The organism is Pseudomonas sp. GL_135, assembly GCF_057834665.1.
On sequence record NZ_CM174408.1, the window covers coordinates 2,612,502 to 2,634,055 of the forward strand.

Below are 21,554 nucleotides of genomic sequence, written 5' to 3' on the forward strand. Positions count from 1 at the left end.
GCTCAGGCACGCTGCACAACGTCGGCTCAGGACAACCCGAGCGTCAGCCGCTTCAACCGGCATTCCACGACCTTGTCGTAGAACTCCGAAAGCGCCTCGGCCTGCTGCGCGTCAATGCCGCCGCAGCACTGCAGACCGAGCACGAAGCCGTTGGCCTGAGCGCCGTTCTTGACGGCGTCGATGGTCGAGCCGGACGCACGGATATCAGCGAGGATGCGCTCGCTTTGCGGTCGCAGCACCGGGGGCAAGTGGTCAATGATATCGGTCATGGGAAAGCTGCCTTTCAGTTCTCTGTCCGCCTGTGTGCCTGCACATAAGCGGGTGAATGCTCATGCAAGACCTGACCGGGAGAGGGACGCAGCGGTTCCGACAAATTTGCCGAAATGGCCGCGAACGGCAGGGGACGTGGGACTGGCTTTAGCCGGGAAGGCGTCGTGTGCTACACCACAACACTGATGGTGCACAAACCAGCCTCTTCCCGGCTGAAGCCGGTCCCACCAGAATCAATCTATACGCGGGTGCTGCTGAACCAGGCTCTCGCGTTTGGCTTGCAGTTCGGCAATCTGCGTGTCGATGTCTTCGATCTTCTGCTCGATGTTGTCGTGGTGCTCCTGCAGCAGCTCACGGGCCTCGTTGAGGTCAGACGCTGCCGGCGCTGCGCCACGCAAAGGCTTGTTCGCCGTTTCCTTCATGGTCAGGCCGGTGATCAGGCCCACCACCGCCACCACCATCAGGTAGTACGCCGGCATGTACAGGTCCTGGGTGGTTTCAACCAGCCAGGCGACCACGGTCGGGGTCAGACCTGCAATCAGCACCGAGACGTTGAAGGCACTGGCCAACGCGCTGTAGCGGATGTGGGTGGGGAACATTGCCGGGAGCGTCGAGGCCATCACACCGATGAAAAAGTTGAGGATCACTGCGATCAGCAGCAGCCCGGCGAAGATCAGGCCCAACTGGCCGCTGTTGATCAGCTTGAACGCCGGAATCGACAGCACCAGCAAGGCAATGCTGCCAGCGATGATGAACGGACGACGGCCGATCTTGTCGCTGAGGAAGCCAATCAGCGGCTGCACGAACAGCATGCCGACCATGATCGCCACGATGATCAGCACGCCACGGTCTTCGCTGTAATGCAGGTTGTGCGACAGGTAGCTGGGCATGTACGTGAGCAGCATGTAGTACGTGACGTTGGTCGCCGCGACCACGCCGATGCAGGTCAGCAGGCTGCGCCAGTGCTTGGTGGCGACTTCCTTGAAGGAGACTTTCGGGCCATGGGCCAGGCCTTCGCGGTCTCCTTGCTCGAGTTTTTCAACGTGCTGCTGGAACGCCGGGGTTTCTTCCAGAGCATTACGCAGATAGAGACCGACCATGCCCAGGGGCAGGGCGAGGAAGAACGGCAGACGCCAGCCCCATTCGAGGAACTTCTCTTCACCCACCACAGAGGAAATCAGCACAACGACCCCGGCCCCGAGGACGAAACCGGCGATAGAGCCGAAGTCCAGCCAGCTGCCCAGGAAGCCGCGTTTACGGTCCGGCGCGTATTCGGCGACGAAGATCGAGGCGCCGGTGTACTCGCCGCCGACCGAGAAGCCCTGGGCCATCTTCGCCAGCAGCAGCAGAATCGGCGCCCAGATGCCAATGGATTCATACGAGGGAATCAGCCCGATGGCAAAGGTGCTGAGGGACATGATGACGATGGTCGCGGCGAGGACTTTCTGTCGTCCGTACTTGTCGCCGATGGCGCCGAAGAACACGCCGCCGATAGGGCGAATCAGGAAGGGCACGGAAAAGGTCGCGAGGGCCGCGATCATCTGCACGCTGGGGTCGGCGCCGGGGAAGAAGATCTTGCCCAGTGCGTAGGCCACGAAGCCGTAGACGCCGAAGTCGAACCATTCCATTGCGTTGCCCAGCGCGGCGGCCGTGATGGCCTTCCGCATCTTGGCATCGTCGACAATAGTGATGTCTTGCAACCCGATCGGGTTGACGGTTTTCTTGCGTGATCTCATAAAAGTCCCGGCAGCTGGAAGTATGACGTTGTGGCAATCAAAGCCCTGGCTATCGGCGACGCGCGCACTCCGTGGAATGCGGTGCTGTCGTAATAATGGCAGGCCGATCTGCATCTGATAGGACAAGGGCGTAAATAATTCAGAACGGGCGCCATATATTTTGAATCCGTACAAATGAGTGCCTAATCGATTGGCTCTATCGGCTGATAAATTCAAACAGGTTGGATCCAATGAATTAAATGTATCGGTAGTAGACGAGCGGTAGCCTCAGCCTATTGAGTAAGTGATGGCTCAATGACATATTCACTCCGCCATCCACTCATACCCACGGAACATCATGCGCCCCTTCAAGTCACTTGTTGCAGCCTCAGTGCTGATCAGCGGGTGCAACGGAATGCCCACCGCTTTTACTCAGGATCCTGTATTTGACCAAGCCTTCGTCGTCCACTCCGGTGCGCCGTTGCCCTATCTGATGATGGGCACCGCGATCCAGTGGAATGAAGACTATGCCGTGACGGTCAAGCACCTTCCTTACGTATCCGGTGCGGTCTACCAGGGGCAGGGCGATGTGCAATTCTTCAAGCACAAGGCCAGCGGCGTGCCAATGTGGCGCTCGTACCAGCCCGGTGAAGAACTGACTTCCGTGGGTTTCAACTCCGCTTACATGTCAGTGAAAGGCACCGGCCATGCGCTGCCGGCCATGGTTCGCCTGGACGTCAAGGAAGGCAACGTGATGTACGGGACCCATGACGGCCCGGTCGCCAAGGGCATGTCCGGCGGTCCGGTGTTTTCGGCAGACGGCAAGGTGGTGGGGATCACCGTGGCGTTGCTGACCGCCGACGACCTGGCGAGGATCAAGCGCCCTGACCTGGCCAACCAGCCCCGCGTCAGCATCTTCTTGCCGTACAACGAGATCAACCGCGAGTGGACCCGCTACATGGCCCAGGCCAAGCCGGCCGCGCCCGTGCCGACGAACCTGGCCGCCAACTGATCAACGCTCGCGCAGGGCTTCTCGGGCGCGGTTGAGGGGCTTGATGAGGTAGTCCAGCACGGTCTTTTCACCCGTGCGGATGTCCACGGTGGCGATCATCCCCGGAACGATGGCGAAGGTTTTACCTGCCTTGTTGCGCAGCACGTCCGAGTCCGTGCGGATGAACACACGGTAGTAGAAGATTTCCGGTTTGACTTCATCCTGAATCGTGTCCGGCGAGATGGTCACCACCTTGCCGTCGAGGCTGCCGTAGATCGAGTAATCGTAGGCCGTGATTTTTACCTTGGCCTGCTGCTCGGGGTGAATAAAGGCGATGTCCCGGGGCGAGATGCGCGTTTCGATGAGCAGTTGCTCATCCAGCGGAACGATTTGCATGAGCTGCCCATTGGGCGGCACCACCCCACCGATCGTGGTGACTTCGATGTCCTTGACGATCCCGCGCACCGGCGAGCGCAAGGTCAGGCGTGACAACGAATCGCTGCGCCCGCGGATCACCGAAGACAGCATCTGCGCTTCGGAATTGGCTTTTGCCAGGTCTTCCCGGGCATGCACCATGTACTCCGAACGCGCTTCGGTGGCCTTCAGCTCAAGCTCGGAGCGCTGGCGGTTCAGGCGCAGGACTTCGACCCGGCTGGAAGCGCCGATTTTTGCCAGATTCTCGGTGATGGTCAGCTCGCTGCGCACCAGTTTCAACGAGCTTTCGATGCCGGTCAGCGTTTCGGCCAGGCCTTTGCGGCGGGCGTTGAACAGCTCGGTTTCGGCACGACGCAGCTCGGGGTACTTGTCCAGCGAGGCGTCGAAGGTCAGCGGTTTCTCACTGACTTCGGCCTGCAGCCGGTTGACGCTGGCCAGTGCCGCCCGGTACTTCGCCTCACTCTCACCTACGTTCGATTCACTCTTGACCGCATCCAGCTGCGCCAGCACCTGGCCGCGCTCGACCAGCGTGCCTTCGCTGACATTCAGCTCCTTGATGATCCCGCCCTCCATGGATTGAATCAGCTGCTCCCTGGAGCTGGGCACCACCTTGCCGGTGCCGGTGGACACTTCCACGACCTGAAACCAGGCCGCCCAGGCGACGAAGCACGCCAGCATCAGCGCGCAGACCCAGATCACCCGCACGCTCCCGGTGATGCTGCGCTCGTCCTGGCCATCGAGGTAGGTGATCTGGTCACCGAGCCGAGGCGTTTGTTCGGTGGTCAATGCGTTCATGCCTGCGCTCCTTGCGGCTGCTTGAGTCGGGTGAGGGCGGCGTCGCGGTGGTCGTCGATGACGATGCGGCCGTTGTCCAGCACGATGATCCGTTCCACCAGTTGCAGCAGGCTGACCCGGTGGGTGGCGACGATCAGCGTGCGGCCCTGGCACCAGGTCGAGAGTTTTTCCAGCAACTGGCGTTCGGTGATGTCATCCAGTGACGCCGTGGGTTCGTCCAGCAGCAGCACCTGGGGCTGGCGAATCAGCAGGCGTGACAGCAGCAGGCTCTGGCGCTGGCCGCCGGACAGGCCCAAACCCCCTTCGAGAATCAGGTGGTCCATGCCTTTGGGCATCTGGCGGACAAACTCCAGCGCGCCGGTCACTGCCAGGGCGGCGATGATTTCCTGATCGCTGGCCTGGCCCGCGCCGAGGGTCAGGTTGTCCCGCAGCGTGCCGTGAAACAGCCGCGCCTGCTGCGACATCAGCCCGACGTCCCGGCGCAGGTCGGCCGGGTCCAGGTGAGCGAGGGAGATGCCGTCCACGGTGGTCTCGCCGCTGGACAAATCCATTGAACCCGCCAGCGCCTGCAGCAGTGTCGACTTGCCCGCGCCGTTGCGCCCGAGAATGGCGACGCGCTCGCCCGGGCGAATCTTCAGGTTGATGCCGCTCAAGGCAGGCGATGCTTCTTCGCTGTACTTGAAGCCGGCCTGACGCAGCACGTAATCCCCGCGAATGGACGGGAGATGCACACGTTGGCTGCCTTCGGGATGATCGACCGGCATCTGCATCAACCGATTGAGCCCTTGCAGCGCGACTTTTGCCTGTTGCCAGCGGGTCAGCACGTGGGTCAGTTGCGCCATCGGCGCCATCATCCGCGAGGCCAGCATCGAGGCCGCCACCAGGCTGCCGGTGGTGAGGTCGCCGGCAATCACCATCGGCGCACCGAACACGATGACCACGGCGAACACCGCGCCCTGCACGTTCTGGGTCCAGGCCACCAGGCTGTTGGTCAGCGAACGCAGTTTCAGGCTGCTGTCGGCGGACGCAGCGTTGTAATGATTCCACTGCTGCTGAAAGCGTTGCTCGGCCTGCAGCGCCTTGATGTCGTCCATGCCCTGCACGGTTTCCACCAGCATGGCGTTGCGCAGCGCGGCTTCGCGCATCGACGCATTGGCCAGCCGTGCCAGCTTGCGTTGGGCGAGGATGCCGGGCAGCACCATCGCCACCAGCGCAACCAGAGGAATCAGCACCAGGGGCCCGCCAATCAGGTAGAACACCAGCAGGAACAGGAAGAAAAACGGCATGTCCGCCAGCGCCGTTGCCGTGCTTGAGGTGATCAGGTCGCGGATCTGCTCCAGCTCGCGCAATTGCGAAATGAATGAACCGGTGGACTTCGGCCGGGCCGAGTTACGCAGGCGCAGGGCGTGGCCGAACACCAGGTCCGAGACCCGCAGGTCGGCGCGCTTGCCCATGACGTCGGTGATGCGCAGACGCATGATGCGCATCACGAAGTCGAACACCAGCGCGAGCATGACGCCACCGAACAGCACATACAGCGTCGGCAGGGATTCGGCCGGAATGACCCGGTCGTAGACCTGCATGGAGAACAGCACCCCGGCCATGCCCAGCAGGTTCGCGACCAGCGACGCCAGCATTACCTGGCGGTACGGGCGCAGGTCACTGAGGACGATGCGCCTGAACCAGTGCTCGTCGTAGGGCTTGATGTAGTCGTCGGTGCGCACGTCGCTCAGGGGCTGAATGGGCCGCAGGATCACCGTGCGCAGCGCCTGTTCGGCGAGCACGGCCGGGTCGATACGGCTTTGCAGGCCCTGATCACCGCTGTAGGCGATGCCCAGTTCGCCTTGCTCGCTGACGCTTTCGATCACGCCGACCTGGCCGTCGCGCAGTTGCACCAGCAGCGGCGTGCGCCAGCGCGACAGGCTTTTACGGTCGTAGTGGGCGAACTTGACGCTCAGGCCCGCCTGACGCGCCATGTGTCGCACCACTTCCTCGGCGCGGCCCTCGCTGTTGGTCGACGCCAGACGAACGCTCTCGGGCGAGACGTCCAGCCGGTAATGCCGGGCGACGATGAGGATGGCTTCCACCCACGGCGAGTAATCCGGACGATCAGGGCCTGCCGCGGGCGCTTCGGGGATGACGATGGTCTCGGTCATGGCAGGATCTCCACGTGCTGGATGGTGCTGTGATCGATGCCGAACGCCCGGCGCAGCGCACCGCTGTTGTACAGGCAGTCGATTTGCAGACGGCGCAGGTCGGCCTGGGTATTGGCCAGGTCGAAGCGCGACTGGTGGATTTCCTGTTCGGCGTTGAGCAGGTCGAGCAACGGTCGGGTGCCCAGTTCCAGGTACTGCCGACCGTACAACTCGCGGGCCTCGGTGATGCTGGTCTGCCGCGATTCGAGCGAACTGAGTCGGCGCGTCAGCCCGGACGTCTGGGCCTGGGCTTCGCCGAGCCCTTGCCGCGCCTGCAAACGGGCGGCGTCTTCGGCGGAATCGGCGGCGGTCAGCGCGTAGTTGGCGGCGCGACTGCGGGCACTGATGGCGCCGCCCTGGTAAATCGGCACTTCCAGATTGAGGAAGATCCCGGCCTGGGTGCGATTGATCCTGGTGTTCTGGTCGTCGTAATGGTCGTCCAGAAACTGGTTGATCGACGGCTGCAACGACAGCGTCGGGTAGGCTTCGGCCTTTGCCTGGGCCAGCTCGGCCTGGGCCTGGGTGCGCTGGGCAGCGGCTTGCAGCACCGCGGGGAGGGCGTCGGTGCCCAGTGGCCCCTTACAGGCGTCGCTCATCGAGGTGTCGAACGTGTCACTGACCTGGGGCGGGGTCTGCCGCCCGAGCAGGTTGGTCAACGTCGACTGCCAGCGCGCATACAGTGCTTTGTACTCTTGCAGCGTGGCCATGCCGCCCTCGGCGCGGGACTGCGCCTGAACCACATCGGAGCGAGTGCTCGCACCCATGTCGCTGCGCTGTCTGGCGAGTTCGACGATGTCGCCGATGCCGCGAATCTGCTCACGGGCGACCTCCACCAGACGCTGATAACGCTGGACTTCGATGAAGGCGAATGCGGTGTCGCGGCTGACCTGATCGATGGTCAGCAGAATACTGGCCTGACTGCGCGCCACCTTGGCCCGGGCCGCCTCGACTGAATTCGAGACCTTGCCGAAGTCGTACAGCATCTGCTTGAGGGAAATGCTCACGGACTGGCTGCCGTCGTCGCTGCCGTAGCCGCTGGTGTAACCGCCTTTTATCCCGCCGGAGATCTGCGGGTAGTAACCGGCTTCAGCCACGTTGATGCCCTCGGCCTGCTGATACAAGGTGCCGATCGCTTCGCTGATGCTGGGGTGCCAGTCAACCGCGAGCCTGACCGCCTGTTCCAGACCCAGGGTCTGGCTGTCTTCCTTGACCATGACTGCCCCGGGGGCGAAACCGCCTTTGGTATTGTCTCTGGCATTGCCTTCGGAACTGCCTTTGGAACTGCCTGAAGTGCCATCGCCCTTGTGCCGCGGATCCGCGGGCTTTGCCTGCAAGCGCGAAGGGCTGATGCTGCGCAGGGCGGGATCAATCTGATCCTCCGCCAGCGCAACGGTGAATATCGGGTGACACAGGCCGAGGGTCAGAACGACCGCCGGCCATTTCTGCTTGCGAACGCGCTCCACATGGCTTCCTTACTGTACGAATACAGAGCTTCCCTTTAATGAATCAACCGGCCGAGCGCATTGATCGGCCGGTTGAACCCCGCCGCTGGCAGCGCCAGACGGCGGGCTGATCAAACGACGTGAATACCGTTCTGCACCCACAGATGATGGGTTGGATCTTCCTGCGGCGTGTACTGGGTGTAATCGACACCATCAGCCTGTTGCGCACCGCCGGCGACCCAGGTGTTGGTCATGTGTACGGTATCCTCGCTGCCCCCTTTAATCAGCAAGGTGTTGTTGTCTGCCGAGGTAATGGACATCAGGTCCGCCAGGCTGATGGTCAGCGCGACGGCACTGGTGTGGTTCAGGTCCAGCACCTCGATGTTGTTGATCCGGTCCTGCAGATCACCCAGGTTGATGGTGGCATCGCCTCCCGCCCAGAGCAGCGTGTCGGTGCCCGTGCCGCCATCGACCGAGGCAAAGTGCTGGTCAGCGATGATCAGCGTGTCGTTGCCGGCGCCACCTTGCAGCGTGACGGCACCGCCATGGGACCCGTCCAGCGTGTCGTTGCCTGCCGTGCCCTGAATCAGCTCTGCACCGGTGGTGGCAATGGCGGTGGCGCTGTGATCATCAACGCTCGCTACAGTGGACAGCGCCGCAAACGAGGTAGTGACGACGGCACCGGCCTGTTCCAGATCAATGGTCAGCGTCGCCGTGTCGGTAGTCCCGTTGGGGTGCTTGAGCTGGTAGGTGAAGACGTCTTCACGGCCGATGACCGCATCCGTCTGTCCGGGCGTCAGTGTGTAGGTGTAGCGCCCGTCGGCCTGCACCAGCAGCGAGCCATAGGTGCCGACAATCGTGGTGCCGTTGTAGCCCGGCGTCACGTAACTGCCGGACGCCAGCACGTTGAGCACGGTGAACGCCGAGCCCAGCACGTCAGCACCGCCGCCGGCAGTGTCGGTGAGCAGGTTGCCCGCCACCGGCGTATAGCTGCCGACGACGAACTGATTGGTATAGGTTGCATCGTTGATCAGGCTGATGTTGACCGTACTGGCGACACCGATGCCCCCGGCGGCGAGTCTGACCTGATAGCTGCCGGGCCCCTGGTCATCGAAGCGCGCGGCGTAATTGCCGCCGCCCAGATTCGCCAGCGAGCCGCCGGCATAGCTCTTGACCAGCACGTATTGGCCGGTGGTGGTGTTGAGCTTGTACAGGCCCAGGTTCAGCGACCCGAGCAGGCTGAGCAGGTTGGAGGAGTTGACCACCACGGTCAGGTCACTGATCGCACCCGCCGCCACGCTGGTGGTCCATGAGCCACTGCCGCCCAGCAGTGGCACAAGGAACGGGCCCAGCGTGGAGGTGGTGATGACCTCCTTGTTGACCAGGGTGATGTCGCTGATCGCGATGTCGTTGGTGGCGTCGACCAAAAAGGCCGGGCTGGCCAGGTTACTGTCGCTCCACACCTCGGTGGCCTGCGGACTGTCGATGCGCACGTACAGATTGGCCGTGTCGCTCAGGCCGTTCGGGTGCACCAGCTGATAGCTGAAGACATCCACTTTGCCGACACTGTTGACAGCGCCGTTCGGCGTGTAGCTGTAGTTGCCGCTGGCGTCGATGGTGAGCGTGCCATACAGGCCTTGGACCGTGATGCCCGCGCTGGCCGCGACATAGCTGCCGTTTTTCAGCACCTGCAACACGGCCCCGTTGTCCGGGCCGGTGACATCCGCCTGGCCGTCAATGCCCGGGTTGGTGATGACGTTCCCGGTCACGGCGGTACCGGCCACCCCGTTGAACTGGGTCAGGCTGGTGACGTCCAGCTGCAGCTGCGTGGTGACGTTGGTCACCACGCCGATGCCGGTGCTGGACACAATCAGCCGGTAATCGCCACCCAGCAGATCACCGATGTTCACCCGCACCCCCTGGCCGGTGAGGGCCACGAGGTCGAGCAGCCCGCCGCTGCCGTTGACGTCGAGGGTCACCCAGTTGCCGCTGGCGTTTTTCACTTGCAGCGTATAGACCACGCCGTCGAGCAGCGACACCAGGCTGCCGGTGGTCAGCGTCAGGGTCGGATCGAGGCGGGTGCCGCTGTTGACGGTGAACACAAACGCCTTGGAGAACCCGGCCAGCAAGGTGGTGAAGGAGTCCGCAAAGTTCTGTGTGGTCTTCACCGGCACCAGGGTGACCGTGGCGGTAGCGAGGTTGTCACTGGCGACCACCGGCGTGTTGACGTCGATGTCCGGCGCGGTGACGTTGGCCGTCACGGAAAGATTGCCCCTGATGTCGGTGAGGCTGACCAGCAGGGTTTCGCCGTTGATCTGCGCGGGGGCGAGGGTGACGCTGAACAGCCCCGTGGCGCCGACGGTGCCCGTCCCGAGCACGGCGCCGCCAACGGATTTGATTTGCACCGTCGAACCGATTTCCCCGCTGCCGGTGACCGTCAGGCCATCGACGCTGACCAGCAGCGCGCCGGGGGCAGCAGGGGGTGTCAGATCAGGCGCGATGGCGCTCACCGCAAGGGATACGTTCCCCGCCGCGTCCGCCTGGGTAATGCTCAGCACTTGATTGTTGATCTGCGCGGCGTTCAGTGCCACCGAGAAGCTGCCATTGGCGGCCACGGTCGTTGTGCCGAGGACAGCGCCCAGCGCATTGCGCACGGTCACCGTGGAACCTGCGACACCGGTGCCGGTCACCACCGTACCGCTGGCATTCACCGCAACGGTCGTTGGTGCCCCGGGCGCCGTGGTGTCCGGTGCCAGAAGGCTGCCGGCAGCCGACACGTTGCCGGCGACGTCGACCTGACGCACCGTCAGCGCCTGGCCGTCGAGCTGCGCGGCATTGAGGGTAAGGTTGAACGTCCCGCCAACGCCCACGGTGGTGGTCCCCAGCAGCGTACCGCCCGCGTTGAATACGTTGACCGTCGCACCGACCTCACCGCTGCCGCTCAGGGTCAGGCCGTTAGCCGCCAGCAACAGGGCCGAAGGCGCATTTGGCGCTTGAACGTCGAGGGCGTTGACCGTCGCGACGGCCGAGAGGTTACTCGCGGCGTCCACTTGCTGGACGCTCAGCACCTGGCCATTCAACTGCGCGCTGGAGAGCAAGACGACAAACCCGCCCGCCGCATTGACCACTGCGCTGCCGAGCACGGCGCCGCCCGCGTTGGTCACGCGCACGGTCGCTCCGGCTTCACCGTTGCCGCTGACCTGCAGGCCTGCGGCATTCAGCGCGACGTTGGTCAGCGCAGCGGGTGGCGTAGTGTCGACGGCAGTCACATTGGCGAGCACCGAGAGGTTGCCTGCGACGTCGCGCTGACTCACCGTCAGCACCTGGCCATTGAGTTGCGCCGCCGAGAGGTTGGCGTTGAACGTGCCGTTCAGGGCAACCGTTGCGGTGCCAAGTACGACGCCGAGGCTGCTGCGCACCGTCACGGTCGCACCGGCTTCCCCGATCCCGCTCAGCACGGTGCCCGCGCCATTGAGGGTCAGTTGCAACGGTGCGTTCGGTGCGGTGATGTCGGGCGCCGTGACCGTCACGATGGCGGACGGCTGCGATGCGGCGTCGGTCTGGAACGCGTTGAGGATCTGGCCGTTGGCTTGCGCCGGGCTCAGCGTCAGTGCAAAGGTGCCGCCGGCATTGACCAGCGCGGTGCCGAGCGTTGAGCCGCCGGTGGTGATGGTGACCGTGGCCCCGGCTTCGCCTCGACCGGTCACCAGGGTGCCGGTGGCGTTAACCTGGAGGTCGGCGAGCACCGCCGGCGGCGTGGTGTCAGCCGCCACGACCGCAGCCAGCAGCGATGCGCCGCCCGCCGCAGTGCTGGCCGTCACGCCCAGGCTTTCGCCGTTGGTCTGCGCAGCGTTGAGGGTGACGCTGAACGTGCCGCCCGCAGTGGTATTCGCGGTACCGAGCACGGCGCCCGTGGCGCTGTACACCGTGATGGTGGTGCCCGTTGCGGCGCTGCCGGTGACCGTCAGGCCGTCGGCGCTGACCAGCAGATTGGTCGGCGCATTCGGTGGCGGTGTTACCGGAACGGTGAGGTTGAACGTCCCGGAGGCGTTGCCGGTGACGTCTGCCTGACCGACCGTGAGGACGTCGTTGGCGGTGATGCCGGCACTCAGCGTCAGCGCGAACGTGCCATTGGCCGCCACTGTCCCGCTGCCGACGGTTATGTTCAGAGCGTTTTTCACCGTCACCAGCGCGCCGGCTTCACCACGCCCTTCCAGCAGCAGGTAATCGGCGCTGATGGCCACGTTGGTGACCGGATCGGGCGCCTGAGTGTCCGGCACCTGCTGGACCAGCGGCGCGGAATGGTTGTTCGCCGCATCCGTCGCCACGATGGAGATGATCTGCCCGTTGATCTGCGCCGGATTCAGCGTGATCGAGTACTGCCCATTGGCGTTCGCCTGAGCGGAACCCAACAGGGTTCCGTTGGCAGACGTCACCGCTATGGTGCTGTTGGGTTCGGCAGTGACTTGCAGGATCGTGCCGTCGCTGTTGAGCGAGACGAACACCGGGACCGCTGGCGGCGTGATGTCCGGCGCAATGACCGGCACCGGCGTCGAGTCGTTCTGCGCGGCGTCGACTTGCACGACCGTCAACGACTGACCATTGGTCTGGGCGATCGACAGCGGCACGCTGAACGTGCCGTCTGCCCGCACGATGGCCGTGCCGAGCACCGGGGTGCCCGCCACCGATACCGTGACCGTAGCGCCGGCTTCGCCGCGACCGCTGAGGACCAGCCCGTCCCCGCTGACCGACAGGTTGCTGACGGCGAGCGGATCGGTCACGTCGTCGACCTGATAGACCAGCGTGGCGGAGACGTTGGAGGCGACGTCAGTCTGGGTGAGGTTGAGGGTCTGGCCGTTGAGTTGGGCAGACGTCAATGCGACGCTGAATTTCCCGTCGACCTGCACCGTGGCGCTGCCGAGAAGGACGCCGCTGGCGCTGGTCACCCTGACCGTCGCGCCCGCTTCGCCGGTGCCGTTCAGCGTCAGCCCGTTCACCAGGCCGGTGATCACCGGCAGCGGTGGCGGCGTGAAGTCCGGCGCCGTGACAGGCGCGCCCGTGGACGGGTTGCCCGCCGCATCACGCTGGACCACCGACAACAGCTCGCCGTTGCTTTGCGGCACCGACAGCGTGACCGCGAAATTGCCATCCACGCCGACCACGCCCGTGCCGACAATGTTGCCGGCGCCATCGGTGATCAACAGGCTGGCGCCTGCTTCACCGCGACCGCTGACCACCACGCCGGTGTCATCGATCTGAACGTTGGTCACGGCGGCGGGCGGCGTCAGGTCGGGTGACGCGATGGAACCCGCAGCCGAGGGATTGTTTGCCGCGTCAGTCAGCACGACGAACACGGGCTGACCGGCGTTTTGAGGCGGGGTCAACGTGATCAGAAACCTGCCGTCGACGCCCACGTTGCCGGTACCGACCTGGGTGCCATCGGCCAGGGTGATGCGCACGGCTGCGCCAACCTCGCCGCTGCCGCTGAGCACACTGCCCGAGGCATTGAACTGCAGGTCGGTGGCGACCGCCGGTGGGGTCAGGTCGGGGGCGGTGACCGTCGCGGGCACGCTGACGTTGCCGGGTGGATCGGCCTGCTGAACGCTCAGCACCTGGCTGTTGATCTGCGGGGTGGAGAGTGTGACGCTGAACGAGCCGTCCGCCAGCACCAGCGTGGTGCCGAGCAGCGTGCCGCCGGCATCGCGGACCGTGACAGTGGCCCCGGCTTCACCGGTGCCGGTCACTACGGCCCCTGCCGCGTTGATGCGCACGTTGTCCAGTGGATCGGGCGGCGTGAAGTCAGGCGTTGTCAGGCTGACTTGCGGTGACACGTTGCCGACGGCATCCCGTTGCACCAGCGTCAGCACTTCGGCGTTGGAGAGCGCCGGGACCAGCACCAGGGTGAAGGCCCCGGTGCTGCCCACCGTCGCCGTGCCGAGCGGAGTGCCGAGGCTATTGGTGACCGTGACAACTGCCCCGGCTTCACCGCGTCCGGTCAGCGTCGCGCCGTCGCTGGAAATGCCCAGCTGGGTCAGCGCGAGCGGTGCCGTGGTGTCGACCGAGGTCAGGCTGGCGGGCAGGGAGATATTCCCGGCCGCATCGGTCAGGGTCACGGCCAGCAGTTCGCCATTGGCCTGAGGTGTGGTGAGGGTGATCTGGAACGTGCCATCGATGCGCACGCTGCCGGAGCCGACGAGGGCGCCGCTGGCGTTGGACACGTTGACCGTCGCGCCCGGCTCACCGGTGCCCGACAGCACCGCGCCATCTGGCGTAACCGCCAGGGCGAGCGGCGCATCCGGTGCGATCAGGTCTCTGGCAGTCAGCGCGATGCTGGCCGATTCATTACCGGCGGCGTCGGTCTGGCTGATGCTCAGGGACTGGCCGGCAATTTGCGCGGGGCTCAGCGACAGGGTGAAGTTGCCGTTGGCACCCACTTGCCCGGTGCCAAGAATGAACCCGCCTGCACCCAGCACAGTGACCGTTGCGCCCGCTTCACCTTGACCGGTCAAGGTCACGCCATTGGCGGTGAGCACCAGGTCGGTGAGCGGCGCTGGAGCAGTGACATCCGCTGCCAGGTAACCGGTCGCCAGCGAATTGATGCCGTCGCTGGAGGTGGCAATGGCCGAGAGCGACTCGCCGTTGAGCTGCGCGGCATTCAGTTGCGCACTGAACGTGCCGTCGCCATTGACCAGCGCCGTGCCCAGCAGGACACCGGAGGCGGTGCGGATGCTGACGGTGCTGCCGGCGTTGGCGGTGCCGGTCAGGGTCAGGCCGTCTGCACTGAGGGCCAGATTGACGGGCGCAGGTTCCGCGAGATTGCCGGGAGCAACCACCGTGGCGGCATCGGACGCATTGCCGGCGGCGTCGGTCTGAATCACGGTCAACGTGCCGCCGGCCGCTGCCGCAGGGGTCAGTCCGACCGTAAAGCTGCCGTTGGCCGCTACAGTGGCGGTGCCCAGCGCGTTGCCATTGGCATCGCGCACGACCACCGTTGCACCGGCCTCGCCGCTACCGCCCAGGGTCAGGCCATCGGCGCTGATGGCCAGGTTGCTGGCCGCGGAGGGCGCCACGGTGTCAGCGGCCTGATAAGGCGCGGGCACCGAGACGTTGCCAGCCGCATCGGTGGCCGTGACGGTCAGGCGCTGGCCATTGAGTTGAGGACCGGACAGGCTGACCTGGAACACGCCATTGGTCCCGGCAACGCCAGAACCCAGGACATTGCCCGCGGCGTCGCGCACGGTCACGGTGCTGCCGGCTTCGGCGTTCCCTGCCAGTTGCACGCCGCTGCCGCTGAGCAGCAGGGCGGTCGGGCTGTCCGGTGCAGTCAGGTCAACAGATGTCACGTTAACCGCCGTCGAGACGTTGCCGGGCGGATCTTCCTGGGTGACGGTCAAGACTTCGGCGTTTATCTGCGCCGTGCTCAGCGTCACGCTGAACGCGCCGTTCGCCGCCACCAGCGCCGTGCCCAGCAGGGCACCGCCGGCCGTACGCACCGACACCGTTGCGCCGGGTTCGCCACGGCCAACCACCGTCAGGCCGTCGGCGTTCACCGACACCTGAGTGAGCGCGGCAGGCGGGCTGATATCCGGCGCCGTGAGGTTCGCCGACGGCGAGACGTTGCCGCTCGGGTCGGTCTGGCTGATGTCGAGGGCCTGGCCATTGTCGGGCGCGGGGGCGAGGGTCACGGTGAAGGTGCCGTCACTGGCCACCAGCGCGGTGCCAAGCTGCGTGCCGCTGGCGTCGAGGACTCTGACGGTCGCGCCGGCCTCACCGGTACCGGTGAGGGTGCTGCCGGTGGCGCTGATCAGCAGGTTCTGCGGCAGGGCCGGTGGCGTGGTGTCCACGGTTGTCAGGCTGGCGCCGGCCGACACGTTACCCGCCGCGTCGGTCAGGGTGACCGTGAGCGGCGCGCCGGTTGTGACGGCGTTGGGCAGGGTCACCTGGAACTGGCCGCTCTGGTTGACGATGCCGGTGGCGAGAATGTTGCCTGCGGCGTCGCGGACCGTGACGGTCGCGCCAGCTTCGCCAACGCCATCGACCACGGTGCCGACGTTATTGATGGTCAGACCGGTGGCGGCGTCGGGTGGGGTCAGGTCCGGGGCAATAACGGCCCCGGTTTGCGAGACGTTGCCCGCCAGGTCGGTTTGCGTGGCCGTCAGCGGTTGGCCGCCCAGCTGCGACGGCGTCACGATGACCGCGAAAGTGCCGTTGGGCGCCACGGTGCCGGAACCCAGCAACGTGCCGCTGCTGTTGGTGATGGCCACCGTCGAGCCGGCTTCGCCACGGCCCGAGACCACGCTGCCATCCGGGCTGATGGTGATGCTGGTCGGCGCTTCGGGGGCTGTCAGGTCGTTGGCCACCACCAGGGCGGTCACCGAAGTCTGGCCCGCGTCATCGGTCGAGGTGACATGCAGTGTTTGAGCATTCAACTGCGCGAACCGCATGAGAATGCTGAAACGGCCGAAACTGTTGACCCTGCCGCTGCCCAGGCTGGCGCCGTTGCTGTCGAGAATGTTGACTGTGCTGCCTGGGGTGGCGGCGCCGGTGAGAATGAAACCGTCGCTGCTGATGGCCATATCACTGGGGGTCGCCAGCTGCGTGCCGTCCGGCCCTGGGAGGATGACGGCGGTGGAGGCGTTGCCACTGGCGTCGGTGCTGATGACCTCCAGATTGGTGTTGCTGGCAGCAGGCGGATTGAGGCCGATGACGAAGCTGCCATCCTGGCCAACCGTGCCGGTGCCGAGCAGCACGTTGCCGGGACCGGGGCCGCGAACGGTGACGGTGGTGCCAGGCTCGCCCGTACCGGAAACCACGTCGCCATCCCGGCTGATCGCCAGATCGGACACAGGGACTGGTCGAGTGGTGTCAGGCGCGAGCACAGCAGTGGGCAGCGAGTCGTTGGTGCCATCGGTCGCAACCACTTGCACCGTCTCGCCGTTGCTCAGGATCGGCGTGACATTGAAGGTGAAGGTCCCGTTAGCCAGGGCCACGGCAGTGCCGATCTGGACGCCATTGGCGTCGAGGATGTTCACCGAGCCGAAGGGCACGGTGGTCCCGGTCAGCACGCCGTTAGCGTCCAGATCAAGATCGCTTGGTGCTGGCGGTGCGGTGATGTCAGGTGCCGTGACGGAACCTGCCGGCGAGGGCAGGGTGCTGGCGTCGGTCTGAGTCACGCTGAGCACCTGTCCGTCCAGCTGCGCCGGACTCAGGGTCACCACAAAACTGTTGTTGCTGGCGACGATGGCCGAACCCAGCAAGGTCCCGTTTCCATCGCGCACTTGCACGGTATCGCCGGGAGTGCCTGTGCCGGAAACGGTCACACCGTCGCTGCTGATGGTGATTCCGGTCGGCGCAGCCGGCGCCGTGGTGTCCGGTGCGGTTAAAGAGGCCGCGGGGGAGAGGTTGCCCGTTGCGTCATTCTGCCTGACCAGCAGGACCTGGCCGTCGGCCTGAACCGCGTTCAGCGGGACGTCAAAGCGACCGGTTGCCGGGTCCGCCGTCGCGATGCCCAGCACGTTGCCGCTGGCGTCGCGCACGCTGACGGTGGCGCCGGGTTCGCCCTGGCCGCTCAGCGTCAGGCCGTTGGCGCTCAGGGTGAGCGCGGTGGGCGCGTCCGGTGCCTGGATGTCCGCAGCCAGCAAGGGAACCGCCGGAGAGGCCAGGGTCGATCCATCGACTTGGGTAACGCTGAGATTCTGGCCGTTGATCTGCGCGCTGGACAGGGTCACCTCGAAACGTCCGTCGCTGCCGACCACGGCGCTGCCCAGCGTGCCGCCCAACGCATTTCTAACGGTGACGGTGGCACCGACCTGGCCGCTGCCGGTGACGATCAGACCGTTTGCCGACAGATCAAGGTTGGTCAAAGGCGGCGGTGCGCTGAGGTCCGGCGCCGTGACGGGGACGGGCAGGGACTGGTTGCCCGCGCCGTCGGCCTGGGTGACCTGCAACAGCTGGCCGTCGGTCTGCGCCGCCGTCAGGATGAGGGTAAAACTACCGCCGACACCCGCCTGGCCGCTGCCGATGATAGTGCCCGCCGCATCACGCACCGTCACAGCAGCGCCCGACTCGGCGGTGCCGGTCAGGATCAGGCCAGTGCCGTCGAGGGCGACGTTGGTCAGCGCAGCGGGCGCCTGGGTATCCGGGGTGACAAAGGTTACGGGCAAAGCCGGGTTGCCGGTGCTGTCACTGGCGCCGATCAGCAGGGTTTGGCCATTGTTCTGCGGGCTGTTCAACGTCACGCTGAAGCGCCCGTCGGCGGCGGCGATGGCCGTGCCAAGCACGGTACCGCCGACGGTGGTGACGGTGATCGTCGAACCGGCCTCGCCGATGCCGGTCAGCGTTGTGCCGCCGACGTCAAGGCCGATGGCGGAGGGTTGCAGGGGGCCGTTGAGGTCCGGCGCGCTGACGGGCGCAACGGGCGATGGATTCCCGGCTGCGTCGCTCAGCACGACTTGCAGCGCCTGACCGTTGGTTTGCGCCGAAGCGAGGCTGACCGTGAAATTGCCGGTCGCGGACGTCACGCCCGTTCCGATGACGTTGCCTTGGGCGTCACGCACCGAAACGGTCGAGCCCGGTTCGCCACGGCCGGTCAGGGTCAGGCCGTTGTTCGCCACAGCCAGATCAGTGGCGGCAGTCGGGCCGGTGATGTCGGGGGCGGTGACGGGAACGGTGACCGAGCTCTCGCCCTGACCGTCGACCGCCACCACGTCGAGCACTTCGCCATTGGCCTGGGCCGGGGTGATGGCGACGGTAAAGCTGCCGTTGCTGCCGACGGTTGCACTGCCAAGCAGCACGCCGTTGGGGTCGCGCACCTGGACCACCGAACCGGCGCTGGCGGTCCCGGTCAGCTGCGTGCCGTCGCCACTGATGACCAGGCCCGAAGGCGTTGCCGGACCACTGGCGTCAGGCGCCGTGACCACCAGCACGGGGGACGCAAGGCCTGCGGTGTCGGTCTGGCTGATTTGCACCTGATCACCTGGATTGACCGGCGGTGCCAGCGTGGTAGCGAAGGTGCCGTTGGCGCCGACCACCGCCGTACCGATGGGCGTGCCGTTGGCGACGAGGGTGACCGTCGCGCCAGCTTCTCCCTTGCCTGAGACCTGGGTGCCGTCTGCGCTGATCACCACATCGGCGACTTGGGCGGGTGGCGTGGTGTCGGCGGCGTTCAGCTCGGCCGAGGCAGTGTTGCCGGCCGAATCCGTGATACTGACGTTGAGTGTCTCGCCGTTGATCTGTGCGGTATCGAGGCTCACGCTGAATGTGCCGTCCACACCAGCGCGGGAGGCGCCGATGACCGCACCCGACGCATTGCGCACAAGCACGCGGGCGCCCGCTTCGGCACGACCGGTGAGGGTCAGGCCGTCAGCCGACAGAACCAAAGCCAAGGGTGCCACCGGCGGCGTGGTGTCCGGTGCTTGCAGTGGTACGTTGGCGGAGGTGTTGCCAGCCGCATCGGTGAGGGTGACCTGCAGGACTTGCCCGGCATTTTGCGGGGCGCCGAGATTGATGTTGAATAGCCCGTCAGTCCCCACGATAGCGCTACCGAGCACATTGCCATTGGCGTCTATCACGCTGGCAGTGCTGCCAGGTTCGCCGCGGCCGCTGACAATCGAGCCATTGCCGCTGATCGCGATGCCAGCAGGCGCATTGGGAGGTGTGACATCGCCGCCCGGTGGCGTGACGTCGATGTCCGGCGCCAGCGCTTGAGCAGGGGGGGAGACATTGCCGGCGGCGTCCACCGCATTGACCGTCAGCGACTGCCCATCGGTTTGCGCAGGGTTCAGCGTGAGGCTGAAGGTGCCGTCTGCTGCGACGATGGCGCTGCCCAGCAACGTGCCGTCGGCGGCGCGAACTTGAATGGTCGCGCCGATTTCGCCCGAGCCGGTGACGCGCGTACCGTCGGCGCTCACCACAAGGTTGCCCGGCGCGTTGGGCGCGGTGGTGTCGACCGGTGGGGTGACGTCGATGTCTGGCGCCAGCGCTTGAGCAGGGGGGGAGACATTGCCGGCGGCGTCGACCGCGCTCACAGTCAGCGACTGCCCATCGGTTTGCGCCGGGCTCAGCGTGAGGCTGAAGGTGCCGTCTGCCGCGACGATGCCGCTGCCCAGCAAGGTGCCGTCGGCGCCGCGAACCTGAATGGTCGCGCCGACTTCGCCGGAACCGGTGACGCGCGTACCGTCGGCGCTCACCACAAGGTTGCCCGGCGCGTTGGGCGCGGTGGTGTCGACCGGTGGGGTGACGTCGATGTCCGGCGCCTGCGCTTGAGCAGGCGGGGAGACATTGCCGGCGGCATCGACCGCATTGACGGTCAGTGACTGACCATCGGTTTGCGCAGGACTGAGTGTGAGGCTGAAGGTGCCATCGGCTGCGACGATGCCGCTGCCCAGCAAGGTGCCATCGGCGGCACGCACCTGAATGGTCGCGCCGACTTCGCCGGAACCGGTCAACCGGTCGCCGGTGGGGTTGACCGCCAGGTTGGCCGGCGCAGCTGGAGGTGTCGTGTCTGGGCCTTGGCCCGGGGGTGTCCCGCCGTCGGTATCGGGCGTTGGTGCCTGAGTGGAAGGGGATACGTTGCCTGCGGCATCGGTGGCGCTCACTGCCAAAGGCTGCCCATTGGTTTGCGGCGGATTGAGCGTCACACTGAACGTGCCGTCAGGTGCCACGACACCGCTGCCCAGCAAGGTGCCGGCGGTGTTTCGAACCTGGATGGTTGCGCCGGCCTCACTGGTGCCGGTGAGTAACGTGCCGTCCGCACTGACGAGCAGGTTGCCCGGGGCCACGGGTGCCGAAGTGTCTGCGGCGTTTCCACCGCCGCCCCCGCCGCCGCCGCCCGCAACGCCGCCTGCCGCTGCCGCTGCACCGCCGGCGCCCAACAGGCCGAGCCCGGCGATCGCAAACGTAGGCGTCGACCCGCCGACCACGCCGGCGTCTGCGATGAGTTCATCCAGGGAGTTGACTTCGTCGAAGGTAAAACCGTTGAAGGACTGAGTGTCGTATTGGGCTTGCCAAAGGGTGCCGTCTTCACCCTGGAACACCATGTCGTTGTTGGGACCTTCGGGCGCGGTGTTGAAGAAGTTGGCGACTTTGATCTGTTCGCCATTCTTCAAGTTCACCACCAGATCTTGCCCATTGCGGGAGACCGAGGACACTTGACTGGGAGGAACAGGCATTTGAACAACTGACGGTGTATCGAGTGACAGATTTCCCCAGGCTTTGGCAGTTAGTTCGGAGGTTGCTTTATTGGCGACAACGATATTGTCCATTCTGACAGTCCTTTTCTTCGCTTTTAGCACTACAACAACGCGTTTAATGGCGTGTCATACCAGCCGCCTGACCTAGCTAATCAGGCGCAACTTTGTTTCTTACAATGAAAGCCGTTTGCCAGTAATTTAGAATGGAACCCCTCAATATCAATGGAAAATAGTTTGACGTTTATCTGTTCATAAAAAGCTCTCACTTTCAGGTGATTGAAAAATAAGGGTATTTTCTGCGTTAGATAGTGATCTACCGGTCGTCGGCCCGTTTGCGCAAATTCCTCCGTATGGGGGGAAAACGTTTGCTATCTGCGAGGTCGATTGGTGGAGGAGTCACAATGGCGCCGGGGATTTGGTCAATCCAGCAACCCACATTCACCTGGATGCAAGAACGCGCGTAGGGATACCTTTGTTTTAATCTGGCAACGGGAGATCGGGGGAGGTGGGCGTTCGAAAAA

General features: G+C 65.0%; 7 protein-coding genes. 1 reads left to right on the plus strand and 6 read right to left on the minus strand.

What is annotated here, in order from left to right; all coding sequences use genetic code 11:
- Window positions 1-26: 26 nt before the first annotated feature.
- On the minus strand, window positions 27-269 hold the full coding sequence (locus AC3ISG_RS11580) for a hypothetical protein (RefSeq protein ID WP_272635294.1): 243 nt from the start codon (window positions 267-269) through the stop codon (window positions 27-29).
- A gap of 234 nt (window positions 270-503) precedes the next feature.
- A complete protein-coding gene (gene proP / locus AC3ISG_RS11585; RefSeq protein ID WP_122624110.1) occupies window positions 504-2,006 on the minus strand; it encodes a glycine betaine/L-proline transporter ProP in 1,503 nt (500 codons plus the stop codon).
- A gap of 394 nt (window positions 2,007-2,400) precedes the next feature.
- Here proP and AC3ISG_RS11590 point away from each other — a divergent pair, with 394 nt between their 5' ends.
- Entirely contained in the window at window positions 2,401-2,997 is a 597-nt protein-coding gene (locus tag AC3ISG_RS11590) for a trypsin-like peptidase domain-containing protein (protein WP_489299328.1), read from the plus strand.
- On the opposite strand, the gene AC3ISG_RS11595 is transcribed toward AC3ISG_RS11590, so the two are convergent.
- From AC3ISG_RS11595 to AC3ISG_RS11610, 4 genes are all read right to left on the minus strand, one after another.
- Window positions 2,998-4,206: a beta-barrel domain-containing protein gene (locus AC3ISG_RS11595; protein ID WP_172612311.1), complete on the minus strand. Its 1,209-nt coding sequence runs from the start codon at window positions 4,204-4,206 to the stop codon at window positions 2,998-3,000. It abuts the gene before it with no gap.
- The gene (locus AC3ISG_RS11600; protein WP_205483263.1) at window positions 4,203-6,362 is read right to left on the minus strand and encodes a type I secretion system permease/ATPase; all 2,160 of its coding nucleotides are present in this window, start codon (window positions 6,360-6,362) and stop codon (window positions 4,203-4,205) included. Before AC3ISG_RS11600 ends, AC3ISG_RS11595 begins: the two co-directional genes overlap by 4 nt.
- The gene (locus AC3ISG_RS11605; RefSeq protein WP_489299508.1) at window positions 6,359-7,813 is read right to left on the minus strand and encodes a TolC family outer membrane protein; all 1,455 of its coding nucleotides are present in this window, start codon (window positions 7,811-7,813) and stop codon (window positions 6,359-6,361) included. Before AC3ISG_RS11605 ends, AC3ISG_RS11600 begins: the two co-directional genes overlap by 4 nt.
- 161 nt (window positions 7,814-7,974) lie before the next feature.
- Complete coding sequence (locus AC3ISG_RS11610) at window positions 7,975-21,105, minus strand: BapA/Bap/LapF family large adhesin (RefSeq protein ID WP_489299329.1); 13,131 nt, start codon at window positions 21,103-21,105, stop codon at window positions 7,975-7,977.
- Window positions 21,106-21,554 lie beyond the last annotated feature (449 nt).